This window comes from Pseudomonas sp. S60, from assembly GCF_016647865.1.
Lineage (GTDB): Bacteria > Pseudomonadota > Gammaproteobacteria > Pseudomonadales > Pseudomonadaceae > Aquipseudomonas > Aquipseudomonas parafulva.
The window spans coordinates 1-16,204 of the sequence record NZ_JACVVH010000034.1; the positions used below are offsets into that span (position 1 = coordinate 1).

General features: G+C 61.8%; 16 protein-coding genes. 9 read left to right on the forward strand and 7 right to left on the reverse strand.

All coding sequences use genetic code 11. The annotated features are described in order from the left end of the window. Nucleotides 1-193: 193 nt before the first annotated feature. Nucleotides 194-1,291 carry a diguanylate cyclase gene (locus IAE33_RS17200; RefSeq protein ID WP_201164404.1) on the forward strand — a complete coding sequence of 366 codons (1,098 nt, stop codon included), beginning with the start codon at nt 194-196 and terminating at the stop codon, nt 1,289-1,291. Here the strand turns inward: IAE33_RS17200 and IAE33_RS17205 are convergent. The 5 genes from IAE33_RS17205 to IAE33_RS17220 all read right to left on the reverse strand — a co-directional run bounded on the left by IAE33_RS17205 (nt 1,272) and on the right by IAE33_RS17220 (nt 3,338). After that, entirely contained in the window at nt 1,272-1,622 is a 351-nt protein-coding gene (locus IAE33_RS17205) for a DUF2025 family protein (protein WP_201164405.1), read from the reverse strand. The genes IAE33_RS17200 and IAE33_RS17205 overlap by 20 nt on opposite strands. 146 nt (nt 1,623-1,768) lie before the next feature. Then, entirely contained in the window at nt 1,769-1,885 is a 117-nt protein-coding gene (ccoM, locus tag IAE33_RS24810) for a cytochrome c oxidase subunit CcoM (protein ID WP_028633197.1), read from the reverse strand. Between the two features lie 143 nt (nt 1,886-2,028). After that, a complete protein-coding gene (locus IAE33_RS17210) occupies nt 2,029-2,187 on the reverse strand; it encodes a hypothetical protein (protein WP_201164406.1) in 159 nt (52 codons plus the stop codon). A gap of 66 nt (nt 2,188-2,253) precedes the next feature. Beyond that, nucleotides 2,254-2,583, reverse strand: a complete 330-nt coding sequence (locus IAE33_RS17215; RefSeq protein ID WP_028633198.1) for a hypothetical protein — start codon at nt 2,581-2,583, stop codon at nt 2,254-2,256. Nucleotides 2,584-2,645: 62 nt separating this feature from the next. Continuing rightward, on the reverse strand, nt 2,646-3,338 hold the full coding sequence (locus tag IAE33_RS17220; protein WP_201164441.1) for a M949_RS01915 family surface polysaccharide biosynthesis protein: 693 nt from the start codon (nt 3,336-3,338) through the stop codon (nt 2,646-2,648). Between the two features lie 161 nt (nt 3,339-3,499). On the opposite strand from IAE33_RS17220, the gene rapA reads away from it, so the two are divergent. Together rapA and IAE33_RS17230 are read left to right on the forward strand one after the other, a co-directional pair. After that, complete coding sequence (gene rapA, locus IAE33_RS17225; RefSeq protein WP_201164407.1) at nt 3,500-6,346, forward strand: RNA polymerase-associated protein RapA; 2,847 nt, start codon at nt 3,500-3,502, stop codon at nt 6,344-6,346. Nucleotides 6,347-6,548: 202 nt separating this feature from the next. Further along, entirely contained in the window at nt 6,549-8,813 is a 2,265-nt protein-coding gene (locus IAE33_RS17230) for a putative bifunctional diguanylate cyclase/phosphodiesterase (RefSeq protein WP_201164408.1), read from the forward strand. Here the strand turns inward: IAE33_RS17230 and IAE33_RS17235 are convergent. Continuing rightward, entirely contained in the window at nt 8,713-9,600 is an 888-nt protein-coding gene (locus IAE33_RS17235) for an NAD(P)-dependent oxidoreductase (RefSeq protein WP_201164409.1), read from the reverse strand. The two genes, IAE33_RS17230 and IAE33_RS17235, sit on opposite strands and share 101 nt — an antisense overlap. Nucleotides 9,601-9,794: 194 nt before the next feature. Continuing rightward, on the reverse strand, nt 9,795-10,100 hold the full coding sequence (locus IAE33_RS17240) for a DUF2288 domain-containing protein (RefSeq protein WP_201164410.1): 306 nt from the start codon (nt 10,098-10,100) through the stop codon (nt 9,795-9,797). A 358-nt stretch (nt 10,101-10,458) separates the two neighbouring features. Between IAE33_RS17240 and IAE33_RS17245 the strand changes: the two genes are divergently transcribed. The 6 genes from IAE33_RS17245 to IAE33_RS17270 all read left to right on the forward strand — a co-directional run bounded on the left by IAE33_RS17245 (nt 10,459) and on the right by IAE33_RS17270 (nt 16,200). Next, nucleotides 10,459-11,574, forward strand: coding sequence for a branched-chain amino acid ABC transporter substrate-binding protein (locus IAE33_RS17245; protein WP_201164411.1), 1,116 nt, complete (start codon nt 10,459-10,461; stop codon nt 11,572-11,574). A gap of 186 nt (nt 11,575-11,760) precedes the next feature. Continuing rightward, nucleotides 11,761-12,684 (forward strand): high-affinity branched-chain amino acid ABC transporter permease LivH, encoded by a 924-nt coding sequence (gene livH, locus IAE33_RS17250; RefSeq protein ID WP_028633204.1) that lies wholly within the window; start codon nt 11,761-11,763, stop codon nt 12,682-12,684. Then, a complete protein-coding gene (locus IAE33_RS17255; protein WP_028633205.1) occupies nt 12,681-13,937 on the forward strand; it encodes a high-affinity branched-chain amino acid ABC transporter permease LivM in 1,257 nt (418 codons plus the stop codon). Before livH ends, IAE33_RS17255 begins: the two co-directional genes overlap by 4 nt. Continuing rightward, complete coding sequence (gene livG / locus IAE33_RS17260) at nt 13,934-14,701, forward strand: high-affinity branched-chain amino acid ABC transporter ATP-binding protein LivG (protein WP_028633206.1); 768 nt, start codon at nt 13,934-13,936, stop codon at nt 14,699-14,701. Before IAE33_RS17255 ends, livG begins: the two co-directional genes overlap by 4 nt. Beyond that, entirely contained in the window at nt 14,702-15,403 is a 702-nt protein-coding gene (locus IAE33_RS17265) for an ABC transporter ATP-binding protein (protein WP_028633207.1), read from the forward strand. It abuts the gene before it with no gap. Nucleotides 15,404-15,525: 122 nt separating this feature from the next. After that, complete coding sequence (locus IAE33_RS17270) at nt 15,526-16,200, forward strand: COG3650 family protein (protein ID WP_201164412.1); 675 nt, start codon at nt 15,526-15,528, stop codon at nt 16,198-16,200. Nucleotides 16,201-16,204 lie beyond the last annotated feature (4 nt).

Sequence of the window (16,204 nt, forward strand, 5' to 3'; positions counted from 1 at the left end):
CCTCCCGAATCCCCCGCGCCCCAAACCCTTGCACTTGGCAGCCGTTGCCGACAGCCCAGCCCTGCCCCGCCCGGCCAGTGATCGCATCAACCTTGAATTGGCCTGTAAGGCCAGTGTTCGGAGGCGCGACACTGTTTCACAATATTCATGCGATTTATGCGATAAACGGTTACCTGACAGAGATTCCACAGTCATGAACACACGCTCCGGCAAGGGCCTTTCATTCGCCAAGCGCATCTACCTGCCGCGTGTTTTTGGCATGGGCATCGGTTTATTGTGTGTGATGGCAGGCACGGCGCCGCTCTCGCCCCCTCCATGGGTGTGGGCTTTCATGCTGTTCAATGGCCTGGTATGGCCCCACCTTGCCTACCAGTGGGCTGCACGCTCCGAGGCGCCCTACCAGGCAGAACAGCGCAACCTTGTGCTCGACTCGCTGATGGGCGGGTTCTGGGCCGCAGCCATGCATTTCAACCCACTGCCGACAGTTACCGTGCTGTCGATGATGACCATGAACAACGTGTCGGCCGGCGGAAAACGCCTGGTGCGGCGCGGCGCACTGGCGCAATTGGGCGGTATGGCCGTTGCTGTAATGTTGCTCGGCCCCGGGCTGGAGCTTGAGGCCACCACGCTGCAAGTCTACGCCAGCCTGCCCATGCTCACCCTCTATCCAATGGCGCTGGGCTGGGTCTGCTATCAGTTGGCAATCAAGCTTGCCGAGCACAAGCGAAGGCTTGGCGCGCTGAGCCTTACCGACAGCCTGACCGGGCTGCTCAACCATGGCGCCTGGAAGGACCTGCTGATGCTGAATTTTCAGAAATGCAGGAAACACCGCAGCGACGCAGTCATTGCACTGATCGACATCGACCACTTCAAGGCAATCAACGATACCTTTGGCCACGTCATCGGCGACTGCGTGCTGCGTCAATTGAGCGCCGAGCTGCGTCGCACCCTGCGCGAGGGCGACCAGGCCGGGCGTTACGGGGGCGATGAGTTCTGCGTGATCCTGCCAGACACCAGCGAGGCGCAGGCCTGCCAGGCGATGGAACGCTTGCGCGAGCGGGTTGGCAGCTACCGCAACCCGCAGCTGCCCACCTTGCGCATCAGCCTCAGCATTGGCCTGTGCCCGTTCGGCGCCCACCTCGATACCTCCGACACTTGGCTGGAACAGGCAGACCGGGCGCTGTATACGGCCAAAGGCGCCGGCCGCGATCAAGTCATGGTCGCGCACCGGTTGCATGCTGGCACGCAAGGGCTGCACGAAATGCCAGACCTCATGTCCCTTGCCCGCTGACCTGGGCAGCCGCCTGCAACTTGCGCTCAGCCACGATCTCGGGCAAGTCACTGCGGCGCAGGTAGGCCCGTAGCGGCTCACTGATATTCAGGCGGTCATCCACATGCTGCGCCAACAGCAAGGCAAGCCGTTCACGGCAAAGCGCCATGCGCTGCCCCTGCTCGTGGCGCCAGACGAACTCGTTGCACGGCGTGATACTGGCGTCGGCGACATCCATGCCGAACGAATCCTCGGAAAAGCGCACAATGTGGCAGCCGCGCTTGCCATGAAACCCGACAAAACCTTTGAGCTGTTCGGCAGCGCTGCAGATGTCCTGCGATGTGATGGCCATCACCTAACCTCCCGATGAAGTTGAAAGACACGTACGCCAAGCGACGCTGAGCGCGCACTCGCACTCTTTAATACAAAGCGTCCAGGCAAAAAAAATGGGCGACCGAAGTCGCCCTAAATGCCTTGCGTGCTCGTGTACCTGAAAGGTCAGCGCCCTTTGCGCTTGTTCGAGTCCTTCCAGATGAAAATGCCCAGACCGGCAAAGAAAGCCACCATCAACCCAACCGTTACCACGCCTGCGATAACCACGTTGTCGAAGAACATGCTGGCCTCCATTCGTGTGCCGTTGTCCGATAGGGCTAAGTTAACCAATCTGCGGGCGGGGAAAATTGACCGGTGTCAATGGGTATGGAGGGTGCCCGGGGGCGGGCACAGGAGGCAGGCGCAGGCTTGACCTGCGTCAAGTTTCAGCGCTTCTTGGGCTTGCGCTTGGGCTTCTTCTTGGAGGCATTCAACGGCAAGGCCTGCTCGAACGCGTTGCGCATCTCGTTCAGGCGCCTTTCCTTGAGGTCATGCACGCGCTTGGCGCGCTCGGCATCGAAATCGATGAGGTTGTCTTGGCTCATGCTCGGGCTCGACGATCTATGGAGATTGCATGATGACGCCAGGGGCATGCGCTGACCAGCCCTGCCTCAGACTTCGATATCAACCAGCAGGCCCTGACGCACGGGCTCCCCCATCAACGGTGCCACCGGCACCGTGTTGTCGGCATTGACCTCGTCACCCGGCACGGCACTGAAACGCTGCTGATCGCCCTGACGCCGGCGCTGTTGCTGACGGCGCTGCTCTTCACGCAGCAGCAGCTCCTGCTCCTGGGGGTCGCGCTGCTGCTTGAGATCGATGGCGCTTTCGCCGGAAGCCGGCTGCGCAGGCACCACCGGTTTGATATCCGGGGTAGGTTTTACCGGGTCCTGTTGCGAGGTCACCGGTACGGCACTGAGCGGGATGATCGGTGGCAGCATGGACGTTCTCCTATGCTCCTGTATCGGCAGGCGCGAATTGGCCTTGATGTCATGGACAACAATTATTCGGCTTCGTCATCCGGGTCGTCGTCGGCTGGCGGGCTGACTTCGCTCCATGGCCGCTTGTACACCTGCTGCCACACCGCATCCATATGGGCTCGAACCTGCGCCGATGCGGCCTTGAGCGAAGCGCTGTCCACGCGTTCGCCGCCTATCGGCTCCTCGCCGGGCGGGGTAATCAGCGACTGCCCGGTGATGGTGTACACGGCCTGCCCCTCGCGCATCTCGATGGCGATGTCATGGGGGTCGATCCCCCCGCCGCAGTATGCATGGCTGGCGACGGTCACTTCGGCAACGCCATCGCCATTGAGGTCGCCGACATCGCTGACGTCGGCGTAGAAGTCCACATCCAGGTCGAGGCCTGGGCAGGTGGTTTCTTGTTCGATCTGCCAGCGGGGCTTGAATGCCTCGCGCTCTGCACTGCGCCCGTACAGGGTGGCTTTCAGCACCACCTTGTCCACTTCCTGTTCGCTGTCCGGGTCGCTGGCCTGGCCATCGCTGCGGCTCAGCACCAGCAAGCCTTCGCCATCACGGTCGCGAAAGTGCACGCTCTTGATCGGCGCCTGCACCCCCAACACCTCCAACTGCTCGACGGGGATGGCAGGCAGTGTCTCGAAGTTCTTCTGCTGGCACGCGGCCAACAACAGGCAGCCAGCCACCAGGCCAGTGCTTGTCCAGTGATGCTTGGCAGACATGTTGATGAACGACCCTCGAGCAGCACGGCATGAGGCGATGAAACGGCTAGAATGACGCATTTGCCATCACCGTTCGGCGCCAGAAGGTGCACTCGGCACTTTGGTCTGGCCGGCCGATCCGTTAACATAATCGGCTTTTTCATCGCGGGAGTTCAGGCAGTATGGCGCAGCAGTATCAACCGGGGCAACGCTGGATCAGCGACAGCGAAGCAGAGCTCGGCCTGGGTACCATCCTGGCGCAGGATGGCCGCCTCTTGACCGTGCTCTACCCGGCCACTGGCGATACCCGTCAGTACTCCCTGCGCAACGCGCCGCTGACCCGCGTGCGCTTTTCCCCGGGCGACCAGATCACCCATTTCGAAGGCTGGAAGCTGACCGTACGGGAAGTCGAGGACATCGACGGCCTGATGGTCTACCACGGCCTGGACGGCCAGAACCAGCCGCGGACACTGCCAGAAACCCAGCTGTCCAACTTCATCCAGTTCCGCCTGGCCAGCGACCGCTTGTTCGCCGGGCAGATCGACCCGCTGCCCTGGTTCAGCCTGCGCTACAACACGCTGCACCACACCAGCAAGCAGATGCAGTCAGCGTTGTGGGGCCTGGGCGGTTGCCGCGCGCAACCTATTGCGCACCAATTGCACATTGCCCGCGAGGTCGCCGACCGCAGCGCCCCTCGGGTACTGCTGGCCGACGAAGTGGGCCTGGGTAAAACCATCGAGGCCGGCCTGGTGATTCATCGCCAGTTGCTGTCTGGCCGTGCCAGCCGCGTGCTCATCCTGGTGCCGGAAAACCTCCAGCACCAGTGGCTGGTGGAAATGCGCCGCCGCTTCAACCTGCAGGTCGCCCTGTTCGATGCCGAGCGCTTCATTGAAAGCGATGCCAGCAACCCCTTCGAGGATGCGCAACTGGCATTGGTTGCCCTGGAATGGCTGGTGGAGGATGAAAAGGCCCAGGACGCGATGTTCGCTGCCGGTTGGGACCTGATGGTAGTCGACGAGGCTCACCACCTGGTCTGGCACGAAGAACAGGCCAGTGCCGAATATGCCCTGGTCGAACAACTGTCTCAGGTGATCCCGGGCGTGTTGCTGCTCACCGCCACGCCGGAGCAGCTGGGCCAAGACAGCCACTTTGCCCGCCTGCGCCTGCTCGACCCTAACCGCTTCCATGACCTGGCCGCCTTCCGCGCCGAAAGCGAGCACTATCGGCCCGTGGCCGAGGCCGTGCAGGAATTGCTGGACGACGGCCGCCTGTCGCCCAAGGCCCATGCCACCATCCAGGGCTTTCTCGGGGCCGAAGGCGAAGCGTTGCTGGCTGCCGTCAGCGATGGCGACACCCAGGCCAGCGCCCGCCTGATCCGCGAACTGCTGGACCGCCACGGCACCGGTCGTGTCCTGTTCCGCAACACCCGTGCGGCAATCCAGGGCTTCCCGGAGCGGCAGTTGCATGCCTACCCGCTGCCCGCCCCAGAACAGTACGGCAACCTGCCGGTCGGCGAGCATGCCGAGCTGTACCCCGAAGTGGCCTTCCAGGCCCAGGGGGAGGTGGCAGACGATGAGCGCTGGTGGCGCTTCGACCCGCGGGTCGACTGGCTGATCGACACCCTGAAAATGCTCAAGCGCACCAAGGTGCTGGTGATCTGCGCCCACGCCGAAACCGCGATGGACCTGGAAGACGCCCTGCGCGTGCGCTCTGGCATACCGGCATCGGTGTTCCACGAAGGCATGAGTATCCTTGAGCGTGACCGCGCCGCTGCGTACTTCGCCGACGAAGAGTTCGGCGCACAGGTGCTGGTATGTTCGGAAATCGGCAGCGAGGGGCGCAACTTCCAGTTTGCCCATCATCTGGTGATGTTCGACCTGCCAGCGCACCCCGACTTGCTGGAGCAGCGCATCGGGCGCCTGGACCGGATCGGCCAGAAACACACCATTGAGCTGCATATTCCCTACCTGCTTGGCACGCCGCAGGAGCGCCTGTTCCAGTGGTACCACGAAGGCCTGAATGCCTTCCTCAACACCTGCCCCACTGGCAACGCACTGCAACACCAGTTTGGCCCGCGGCTGTTGCCGTTGCTGCAAGGCCAGGACAACAAGCCCTGGGATGCCCTGGTGGCAGAAGCGAGCACAGAGCGCCAGCGCCTGGAAGCCGAACTGCACACCGGGCGTGACCGCCTGCTGGAACTCAACTCCGGGGGCGCCGGCGAAGGTGAAGCACTGGTCGAAGCAATTCTGGAACAGGACGACCAGTTCGCCCTGCCTATCTACATGGAAACCTTGTTCGATGCGTTCGGCATCGACAGCGAAGACCATTCCGAGAATGCACTGATTCTCAAGCCGAGCGAAAAAATGCTCGACGCCAGCTTCCCGCTGGGGGACGACGAGGGTGTCACCATCACCTACGACCGCGCCCAGGCTCTGTCGCGCGAAGACATGCAGTTCCTTACCTGGGAACACCCGATGGTACAGGGCGGCATGGACCTGGTACTGTCCGGATCGATGGGCAACACCGCCGTGGCGCTGATCAAGAACAAGGCCCTCAAGCCCGGCACGGTGTTGCTCGAACTGCTGTTCGTCAGCGAGGTGGTGGCTCCGCGCAGCCTGCAGTTGGGCCGCTACCTGCCACCCGCCGCCCTGCGCTGCCTGCTGGACGCCAATGGTAACGACCTGGCCACCCGCGTGGCCTTCGAAACCCTGAACGATCAGCTCGAGAGCGTGCCGCGCGCCAGCGCCAACAAGTTCGTGCAAGCGCAACGTGACGTACTGGCCAAACGCATCAGCAGCGGTGAAGAGAAAGTGGTGCCTACCCACGTTGAGCGCGTGGCCGAGGCCCAACGCCGTCTGGCGGCTGAGGCAGATGAGGAACTGGCGCGCCTGGTAGCACTGCAGGCGGTCAACCCGAGCGTGCGTGAAAGCGAAGTCGAAGCCCTTCGCAAGCAACGTGAACAAGGCCTGGCCATGCTGGAAAAGGCGGCCTTGCGTCTTGAAGCAATTCGCGTACTGGTAGCCGGCTAGCCTAAGTTGAAACAGGAGCGGCCCTTGGCTGGCTGCTCCTGAACCTTCCCCACCCCGCATATTCCCGCCTGCTATACCTCCGATATCCAAATCGTTGAAGTCAATGTCCCATTACCCGATGATGGCCTGAGCCCCATTCCCTATACTCCCCCGGATGGTCTGCACCGATCGTGCGTGCGGATACACGATAACGGGGCGTTCCATGGAGTGGATTGAGCTACGACTGTTCGCTGACCTTCCAGCCACTGGCCATGTGGTGATGGACTGCCGACACGAACCCGTTCTGGTGCTACTGGCATACCTGGTGGCCTGGGCCGGCTGCTTTGCCACCCTACACATGGCCGAACGCCAGTGCAGCAGCGAAAACACCGCGGCCTATCGACGTTGGGCGTTACTGGGCGCCTGTTGCCTGGCAGGCGGCATCTGGGCTATGCACTTCATCAGCATGCTCGCCTTCCAGGTGCCGCTGGAAGTTCATTACGACGTAACCCTCACCGCGCTTTCGTTGGTGATTGCGCTGATAGTTGCCTGCTGGGCGATGTATAGCTTTGGCCGGCATCAAATGCACACCCGGCACTACCTGCAGAGCGCAGCGCTGATCGGCCTGGGCATCGTGATCATGCATTTTGTAGGCATGGCGGCCATGCAAACCGGCGCAGTTCAGTATTACCGCACCGACCTGCTGCTGGTATGCGCCGTGATCGCGTTCTTCACAAGCCTGTCGGCCTTGTGGCTGGCCCGCTACTTCCGCAAAGGCAGCGGCATGCTGCACCAGTCAATGAAATATGCTGCCAGCCTGGTGATGGCGGGGGGCATCGTAGCCACCCATTTCACCGCCATGTCGGCCATGACACTGGTGATCCCAACGGACATGGCAATCCGCCTGCCGTCTGCTGACAACAGCCTGCAACTGGGGCTGGGCGTGGGCTTCATTACCCTGCTGATCAGTGGCGCCAGCATCAGTGCGGCACTGGCTGACAAAAAACTGCAGAGCAAGGAGCATGACCTGCGCCGGGTCAGTGTGCTGCTTGGCCAACTGGACCAGGCCCGTGCCTCCCTGCAACAGGCTGCGCACTACGACGCACTGACCAGCCTGGTCAACCGACGAGGCTTCAACCAGGTCTTTGCCGAGCGCCTTGCCGAGCATCAGGCTTGCGAAGGCCGCATGGCAGTCATGTGCCTGGATATCGACCATTTCAAACGTATCAATGACAGCCTCGGCCACCCGGCCGGCGACCGGTTGCTGACCGTGATCGCCAGCCACATCAAGGCCGCCACCCGTAGCCAGGACCTGGTCGCACGCCTGGGGGGCGACGAGTTCTGCGTGGTCACCAGCCTGAGCGGGCGTGAGGAGGCACAACATCTGGCACAGCGTATCCTGCAGCGCATGAAGGACCCCATTGACCTCGGTGGCCGGCGCATGGTCATGACCTCCAGCATTGGCATCAGCCTGTTTCCAGACGATGGCACCAGCGCCGAAGAACTGATGAAAAATGCCGACCTGGCCCTTTACCAGTGCAAGGCCAATGGCCGCAACGGCTGGCACTTTTTCGACGACAGCCTCAAGACCCGGGCTACCCTCGCGCTGCAGCTGGAAGAGGAACTGCGCCTGGCGTTGCTCGAAGAGCACGGGCTGACTGTGCACTACCAACCCATTTTTGATGCCCGTACTGGCCTGGTGGCCAAACTTGAAGCCCTGGTTCGCTGGCAACACCCGCAACACGGGTGGCTGGGGCCTGATCGTTTCATCGGCATTGCCGAAACCAACGGCCTGATCATCGACCTGGACCTGTGGGTGCTGCGCCGTGCCTGCACCGACCTTGCCCTGCTGCAGCGCCAGGGGGTTGGTGGCTTCAAGGTCACGGTCAACTGCTCGGCCGTGACCCTCAGCCACGATGCCCTGCCCAATGAAGTGGAGCGGGTGCTGGCCGAAACAGGCCTTGCTGCCACACTGCTCGAGCTGGAAGTAACTGAAAACGCCCTGATGGGCGACATGCAGCGCACCGTCAACGTGCTCAAGTGCATACGCGCACTGGGCGTGACGCTTTCCATTGACGATTTCGGCACCGGCTACTCGTCATTGGCCTACCTCAAGCGGCTGCCGCTGGATGTGCTGAAGATCGACCGAACATTCCTGCAAGACGTACCGCACAGCCTCAAAGATTGCCAGATCGTCCAGGCGATCATCGCGATGGCCCACACCCTGCACCTGCAGGTGGTAAGCGAGGGGGTGGAAAAGGCCGAACAGCAGGCGTTTCTACAGGATCACGGCTGTGACTGCCTGCAGGGTTACCTGCTCGGCCGGCCGGCTGCACTGGCCGAGCTGCACCCGCTGTTGCTACGCCTGCGTCCACCGGCGGTGACCCTTACGGCTTGCTCCGGTACTGCTCCACCAAGGTCGACGGATCCTGGTCCAGAAAACCCTGGCTTGCGTGCAGGCGCATCAACTGCGCGGCGAGGCCACTGATCGGGGTTGCAGCGCCCTGCTCGCGGGACAGCTTCACTGCGTTGTCCAGGTCCTTGAGCAATGTGCGAACGTGCCATTTGACCGGTTGGTAGGTGCTCGCTGCCATTTGCGGGGCCAGTATCTGCAGCGGCTTGGAGTCGGCGAAACCGCCTGCCAGTGCCTCAGCCAATAACCGGGTGTCAACGCCCGAACGTTCAGCCAAAGCAATCACCTCGGCAATCACCAGGGCGTTGCAGGCCACGATCATCTGGTTGCAGGCCTTGGTAACCTGCCCAGCCCCCACTGCGCCCATATGCGTGACCCGCTGCCCCAGTACCTGCAGCACCGGCTGGGCGCGGTGCAGGGCGTGCGCGTCACCGCCTACCATGATCGCCAACGTACCGGCTTCGGCGCCAGGGGTGCCGCCGGATACGGGGGCATCCAGCCAGGCCATGCCGCACAGCGCTGCCAGCTCGGCAGCCATCTCACGCGTGGCACCGGGTTCCAGGCTGGACAGGTCGATCAGCAACTGGCCACTGCGCCCGCCTAGCGCAATACCGGCCTCGCCAAACACCACCTCGCGTACCACCGCGGTGTCCGCCAGGCACAGCAGTACCATATCGGCATCACGGCTCAGTTCGGCAGGGCTGGCGGCACGCCGCGCCCCGGCTGCGACCAGCGCGTCGCACTTGTCGGGGCTGCGGTTCCACACCGTCAGCGGGTACCCGGCAGCCAGCAGGCGCCGACACATGGGCAACCCCATCAAACCGATACCGGCAAAGGCCAACGAGGGAAGATCAGTGCTCATCATGACTCCTGGCAATGGCTTACATTTCGGCAGCCTATCTCGAATGCACAATGACGGGCCAGCCACCGTCGCTTTACGCATGCCGTAAACTGTTACCGCCACGCCGAATTGTTACTTACCTCTACCCACCTTGAGCATAAACGAGCACTGCAACGGTGCGACTGCGAATTTGCGCGCACCAAAAAAGATCACGCCTACGCTGCGCCTTTGACCTGTATCACGATGAACGGCGACACCACCACCGCCCAGATCTCTGGGTCGCGGGTTTGCAGGTCAAGCGCCTGGTCGGCAGAGACTGGCCCCACAGTGCCATCACTGCGCCATTTGGCGAACAGATCGCTGCGGTTTTCAGCCATCGCTTCGGCCACAGTGATCAGGTCCAGAGCAGGGTCGACCCAAATCAGGTCACCTTTGGCCCAGAAGCGCTCCAGCGCTTTCCACTCAATGATTGCCGTCTCACCCAGCAATTTGGCATAGAGGGTGCTTGTTTCATCCGTCATGGGTGGTATCCGCAAAAATAGCCAATAACAAAGGCCGGCATTTTTGCAGAAAAACCCGGTTTCAAATATGCAATTTGGTCGATTGGCCCCGCATTGGTGGGGCCTGGCTGCAGAATCAGGCTTTGTAATGGCGCCTTTCTGTACTTTTGTGTCAACCAAGCGACAACCCGCGAAATAGGCACTTTTCGACCGCTTTTCAAGCGCTCGGGCAGCGCTCTACACTGTACCGGTACAGTTCCGGGACATGTTCCGGGGGAAGGTGGGCTTGCGCGTTGGCATGACCGCGCCGCAAATCCCGCCCGGTCTGTAGCCCTGGCCGCCAGGACTATAAGAATTACAACAGAATGAGTGGAGCACTATGATCAAGATTTCCAAGCTGTTCGCCGCAATGGTTCTGGCCGGGGTAGCCAGCCATTCGTTTGCCGCCGATACCATCAAGATCGGGATCGCCGGGCCCAAGACCGGCCCTGTGACCCAGTACGGCGACATGCAGTTCATCGGCGCCAAGCAGGCCATCAAGGACATCAACGCTGCAGGCGGTGTCGACGGCAAGATGCTCGAAGCCAAGGAATACGACGATGCGTGCGACCCTAAACAGGCCGTAGCGGTCGCCAACCGCGTGGTAAACGATGGTGTCAAGTTCGTCATCGGCCACCTGTGCTCCAGCTCTACCCAGCCAGCCTCCGACGTTTATGAAGACGAAGGCATCATCATGATCACCCCGGCCGCAACGTCGCCGGAAATTACCGCTCGCGGTTACAAGATGATCTTCCGTACCATCGGCCTGGACAGCGCTCAGGGCCCAGCCGCAGGCAACTACATCGCTGACCACGTCAAGCCCAAGGTCGTGGCCGTGCTGCACGACAAACAGCAATACGGTGAAGGCATCGCCACTGCGGTCAAGCAAACCCTGGAAGGCAAAGGCGTCAAAGTTGCCGTATTCGAGGGCCTGAACGCCGGTGACAAGGACTTCTCGTCCATCATCCAGAAGCTCAAGCAGAACAACGTCGACTTCGTCTACTACGGCGGCTACCACCCAGAGCTGGGCCTGATTCTGCGCCAGGCGCAGGAAAAAGGCCTGAAAGCCAAGTTCATGGGCCCGGAAGGCGTGGGCAACGACTCCATCTCGCAGATCGCCCAGAATGCCTCCGAAGGCCTGCTGGTCACCCTGCCGAAGTCGTTCGATGCCGACCCGGAGAACAAGAAGATCGTCGACGCCATCAAGGCTGACGGCAAGGACCCAAGCGGCCCGTTCGTGTTCCCGTCCTACTCCGCAGTTGAGCTGATCGCCCAGGGCATCAAGAAAGCCGGTTCCGAAGATACCGACAAGGTGGCAGCCGCCATCCACGCCGGCACCTTCAAAACCCCGACTGGCGAGCTGTCCTACGACACCAAAGGCGACCTTAAAGACTTCAAGTTCGTGGTCTACGAATGGCACTTCGGCAAACCGAAGACCGAAGTCTCCCCTCAGTAACACGCGTGACTAATAGCTGACCGTAGAAGCCCACTGTGCGAGCAGTGGGCTTTGTTTTACGAGGTTCATGGGCCCGCCCCCGCGATCCGGGGGCGGGCTCACCTGAAAATCTTAAAACCGTCACCCGCGGTTTCCTGGCCATACCCCGGCCAGCGAAATGCAAATCAGGTTTTTAGGAGCGCTGTAATGCCTGAGATCTACCATTTCTTCCAACAACTGGTTAATGGATTGACCATCGGCAGCACCTATGCCTTGATCGCCATCGGCTACACGATGGTGTACGGCATCATTGGCATGATCAACTTCGCCCACGGCGAGGTTTACATGATTGGTTCCTACGTGGCCTTCATGGCCCTGGCGGGCCTGGCCATGATGGGTATCCATTCGCTGCCGATCCTCATGACCGTGGCCTTCGTCGCGACGATCTGCGTCACCAGTGCCTATGGCTACAGCATCGAACGGGTTGCCTACCGCCCATTGCGCAACAGCAACCGGCTGATCCCGCTGATTTCTGCCATCGGTATGTCGATTTTCCTGCAGAACACCGTGTTGCTTTCGCAAGACTCCAAGGACAAGTCCATCCCCAACCTGATCCCCGGCAGCTTCTCGTTCGGGCCAGGGGGCGCGGAAGAAGTCCTGGTGTCCTACATGCAGATCCTGGTGTTCGTGGTTACCCTCGTGGCCATGACCTGCCTGACCCTGTTCATCTCCCGTTCCCGCCTGGGCCGCGCCTGCCGCGCCTGTGCCGAGGACATCAAGATGGCCAACCTGCTGGGAATCAACACCAACAACATCATCGCCCTCACCTTCGTCATTGGCGCCGCCCTGGCTGCCGTGGCGGCCGTGCTGCTGAGCATGCAGTACGGGGTGATCAACCCCAACGCCGGTTTCCTGGTGGGCCTGAAGGCCTTCACGGCAGCGGTACTGGGCGGCATCGGCAGCATTCCGGGCGCCATGCTCGGTGGGCTGGTGCTGGGTGTGGCTGAAGCGTTCGGCGCCGACATCTTCGGCGACCAGTACAAGGACGTGGTTGCGTTCGGCCTGTTGGTTCTTGTCCTGTTGTTCCGGCCGACCGGCATTCTGGGCCGCCCGGAGGTTGAAAAAGTATGAGCAGAAATCTCAAACAGGCGTTCTTCAGCGCCTTGCTGGTGTGGGCCGTGGCCTTCCCGGTACTGGGCCTGAAACTGAGCATCGACGGCATCAGCCTGGCCGTGCACAGCCAGGGCTCGTTCACCCTCACCATCATTGCCGTGTGTTCGGTGCTAATGTTCCTACGGGTGCTGTTCGACAAGCAGTGGAGCTCGGTGATGGGCCGCCGCTCGGATCGCAAGCTGATCCCGCCGGCCGTCAGCAACTACCTGACGCTGCCCAAAACCCAACGCTGGGTGATCATGGGCCTGATCGTGGCTGCGCTGGTGTGGCCCTTCTTCGGCTCGCGCGGCGCAGTGGATATCGCCACGCTCATCCTCATCTACGTGTTGCTGGGCCTGGGCCTGAACATCGTGGTGGGCCTCGCCGGGCTGCTCGACCTGGGCTATGTCGGCTTCTACGCCGTAGGCGCCTACACCTATGCCATGCTGTCGCACTACATGGGCTGGGGCTTCTGGGTATGCCTGCCGATCGCCGGCCTGATGGCCGCCACGTTCGGTTTCCTGCTCGGTTTCCCGGTGCTGCGCCTGCGCGGTGACTACCTGGCGATCGTGACCCTGGGCTTTGGCGAGATCATCCGCCTGTTCCTGCGTAACCTCACCGACTGGACAGGCGGCCCCAACGGCATCAGCAACATCCCCAAACCCGAATTCTTCGGTTTGACCTTCGAACGCCGCGCGGCTGAAGGCATGCAGACCTTCCATGAATTTTTCGGGTTGCAGTACAACTCCATCAACAAGGTGATCTTCCTGTACCTGGTGGCGCTGTTGCTTGCCTTGCTGGCACTGTTCGTCATCAACCGCCTGCTGCGCATGCCCATCGGCCGTGCGTGGGAAGCGCTGCGCGAAGACGAGATTGCCTGCCGCGCACTGGGGCTCAACCCAACCGTGATCAAACTCTCGGCCTTCACCCTGGGCGCCTGCTTCGCGGGCTTTGCCGGCAGCTTCTTCGCCGCCCGCCAAGGCCTGGTCACCCCGGAATCCTTCACCTTCATCGAGTCGGCGATCATCCTCGCCATCGTGGTGCTGGGCGGCATGGGCTCGCAACTGGGTGTGATCCTGGCGGCCATCGTGATGATCCTGCTGCCCGAGCTGATGCGTGAGTTCAGTGAGTACCGCATGCTGATGTTCGGTGCCCTGATGGTGTTGATGATGATCTGGCGTCCGCAAGGCTTGTTGCCGATGCAACGCCCCCACATGGAGCTGCGTCGATGAGCCGCGAAATTCTGCAAGTCAGCGGCCTGAGCATGCGCTTCGGCGGCTTGTTGGCGGTGAACGGCGTAGCCCTGACCGTCAAGGAAAAACAAGTGGTGGCGCTGATCGGCCCGAACGGTGCCGGCAAGACCACGGTATTCAACTGCCTCACCGGTTTCTACCGGCCCAGTGGCGGTAGCATCCTGCTCGACGGCCAGCCGATCCAGGGCCTTGCCGGTCACCAGATCGCCCGCAGGGGCGTGGTGCGCACGTTCCAGAACGTGCGCCTGTTCAAGGAAATGACCGCGCTGGAAAACCTGCTGATTGCCCAGCACCGGCACTTGAACACCAACTTTTTTGCGGGGTTGTTCAAAACGCCGGGCTTCCGCCGCAGCGAAAAGGAAGCGATGGAGCGCGCGCAGTACTGGCTGGAGAAGGTCAACCTGACCGAGTTCGCCAACCGTACCGCCGGCACCCTCGCCTATGGCCAGCAACGCCGCCTGGAAATCGCCCGCTGCATGATGACCCGCCCGCGCATCATCATGCTCGACGAACCGGCCGCAGGGCTCAACCCTAAGGAAACCGAAGACCTCAAAGCGCTGATCGCCTACCTGCGCGAGTCGCACAACGTGACCGTGCTGTTGATCGAGCACGACATGAAGCTGGTGATGAGCATTTCCGACCATATCGTGGTGATCAACCAGGGCACCCCCCTGGCCCACGGCACCCCCCAGGAAATTCGCGACAACCCTGAAGTGATCAAAGCCTACCTGGGGGAAGCGTAAATGCTGAAGTTTGAAAACGTCTCCACCTTCTACGGCAAGATCCAGGCCCTGCACAGCGTGAACGTAGAGATCAACCAGGGCGAAATCGTGACCTTGATCGGCGCCAACGGCGCCGGCAAGTCGACCCTGCTGATGACCCTCTGCGGCTCGCCCCAGGCGCACAGCGGCAGCATCAAGTACCTGGGAGAGGAACTGGTCGGTCAGCCCTCTTCGCAGATCATGCGCAAGAGCATTGCGGTGGTGCCGGAAGGCCGCCGCGTGTTCGCGCGCCTGACTGTCGAAGAAAACCTGGCGATGGGCGGCTTTTTCACCGACAAGGGCGATTACCAGGCGCAGTTGGACAAGGTGCTGCAACTGTTCCCGCGCCTGAAAGAACGCTACACCCAGCGCGGTGGCACCATGTCCGGTGGTGAGCAGCAAATGCTGGCCATCGGCAGGGCCTTGATGAGCAAGCCCAAGCTGTTGTTGCTGGACGAACCCTCGCTGGGCCTGGCACCGATCATCATCCAGCAGATTTTCGACATCATCGAACAGTTGCGCCGCGATGGCGTCACCGTGTTCCTGGTGGAGCAGAATGCCAACCAGGCGCTGAAGATCGCTGACCGCGCCTATGTGCTGGAAAACGGCCGGGTGGTAATGCAGGGCACCGGCGAAGGCCTGTTGACCGACCCGAAAGTGCGCGATGCCTACCTGGGCGGTTGAGTGAACGTTGGGGGCTGCGCTGCGGCCCCCAACCCCCTGACACCCAACCATTAACTTGAGATCCACCACCAGCCTGAGTAACGTGACCGGCTCTTTGGCCACGATTCTCCGGAGCCCGCCCCATGCGCCTCACCCCCACCCTGCTCATCACGGCACTGCTGCCCCTGTTCGCCGGCTGCCAACTCATGGGTGAAGCCCCTGCCGACCCCAATGTAGGCACTACCCGCATGCAAGGTGAACTGCGCGCCGCCGGCGGCCACCTGCTGTTCAAGCCGTGCAACGAAAGCCGTTCGTTCATCGTCAACGATGCTGCGGCTACCGGCATCCTGCAAGAAGCCGCCAACCTTGCCAAAAGCGCCAACGACACGCTGTTCGCCGACGTGCGGGGGCGCCTGACCGGCAGCAAGCAGGCCAATACCGATGGCCAACTGGATGTACGACGCCTGTACCGAGTGGAGGCCACTGCCGGCGCCTGCGCAGACCCGAATTTCAAGCAACTCACCTTGCGCGCCAGCGGGCACACACCTGACTGGGACCTTAAGGCCAGCGGCCGTGGCATGGTGCTGAACCGCGCCGGCCAGCCCCCCCTGCCCTTGCCCTTTCTGGAAGAACAGGTACCCGGCGGCGGCCTGACCCTGACCAGCGAGGCCAATGGGCAACAGGTAGAACTGTGGGTTGCGCCACAGCGCTGCGTAGACCCGGCCACCGGCACCGTCAACCATCTGCGGGCCGAACTGCGTATCGATGGCACCAGCCTGCAAGGCTGCGGTTACTATGGCGGCGCGCGCGACGACTGATGAC